Consider the following 1,349-nt stretch of genomic DNA (forward strand, 5'->3'; position numbering starts at 1 on the left):
GGGCCCGGAGAGGGCGCCCGGGGACCCATCGGGGGCGCGCGTCGCGTGACGTCCCCCCGGCGGCCCGGTGGGGGCCGTGCGCCGGGTGGGATCCGGCACGGCCCGAGCCTCCCCGGCCGGCTCCGGACGGAACCGTCCGGCCTCGAGCGCCATGTCGTGACTCCCGTGACTCCGCATGGTTTCCGGGGATGCGCGGTGGTGTTCCCCGTGGTGCGCGGTGGCGCCGGGTGCCGGCGTGCGGGGGAGGTCACGGTCGGGGCCACCCGACCGGCGCCCGGCGGGCCCCGGCCGGCGCCGTACCATCGGGGCCATGACCTCCGAGCAGTCCCGTACCGCCGAGCGGCCCGCGGCCGGGGTTCCGGCCCCCTCGACCGCGCCCGCCGGGGTGCCCGCGCCCACCGGGGCACCGGACGGGGCGATGTTCGCCCCCGGCACCGGCCCCGCCGCGAACCCTGCGGCCGGCACCGGTGACCGGCACCGGGGCGTGCGCAGCTTCGTGCCCCGCCGCAGCCGGGTGACCACCGCCCAACGCGAGGCCCTGGAACGCCACTGGGCGACCCGGGGGGTGGAGATCGACGGCCGCACCCCCGTGGACCTCGACCGGCTCTTCGACACCCTGCCGCCCGGCTCCCCGATCGTGCTGGAGATCGGGTTCGGGATGGGTGAGGCGACCGCGCTGATGGCCGCCGCCGACCCGACCACCGGTGTCCTCGCCGCCGACGTGCACACCCCCGGCCAGGGCCACCTGCTCAAGCTCGCCTCCGAGCAGGGTCTGGAGAACGTCCGGGTGGCCAACGGCGACGCCCTGCTGCTCCTGGAGCACATGCTGCCGCCGGCCTCCCTCGCCGGGATCCGGGTGTTCTTCCCCGACCCGTGGCCCAAGAAGCGGCACCACAAGCGACGCATCGTGCAGCCGCCGTTCGTCGCGCTGTGCGCCTCCCGGCTGGCCCCGGGCGGTCTGCTGCACTGCGCCACCGACTGGGAGCCGTACGCCGAGCACATGCTGGAGGTCCTGGAGGCCTCACCGGATCTGGGGAACACCGTGCCGGGCGGCGGGTTCGCGCCCCGGCCGGACTTCCGGCCGGAAACCCGCTTCGAGCGGCAGGGCCTGGAGAAGGGCCACCGGGTGCGGGACCTGCTCTTCCGACGTCCGGTCGGCTGACCCCTCGCACGGGGGCGCGCCGTCCCCGGCCGGCGGGGCCGGGACCCGTCGCACCTTCTTGGGGTCCGGGTCCGGGCCCCGTATGGTCGGACCGTGCCCCGGCCCGTCCCCCCGCTTTCCGATACCCCGGTCGACGCCGCGCCGGCGGGCCCCGGCCCGGCCGGCGTACCGGCGCCCCGGCCCGAAC

General features: G+C 77.8%; 1 protein-coding gene. It reads left to right on the forward strand.

The window, feature by feature from the left end:
• Positions 1–310 precede the first annotated feature (310 nt).
• Positions 311–1,162, forward strand: coding sequence for a tRNA (guanosine(46)-N7)-methyltransferase TrmB (gene trmB / locus FNQ90_RS23370; RefSeq protein ID WP_182608168.1), 852 nt, complete (start codon positions 311–313; stop codon positions 1,160–1,162).
• The last annotated feature ends 187 nt before the right edge of the window (positions 1,163–1,349 follow it).

Origin of the sequence: Streptomyces alkaliphilus (genome assembly GCF_014141535.1) — a bacterium.
Classification (GTDB): domain Bacteria; phylum Actinomycetota; class Actinomycetes; order Streptomycetales; family Streptomycetaceae; genus Streptomyces; species Streptomyces alkaliphilus.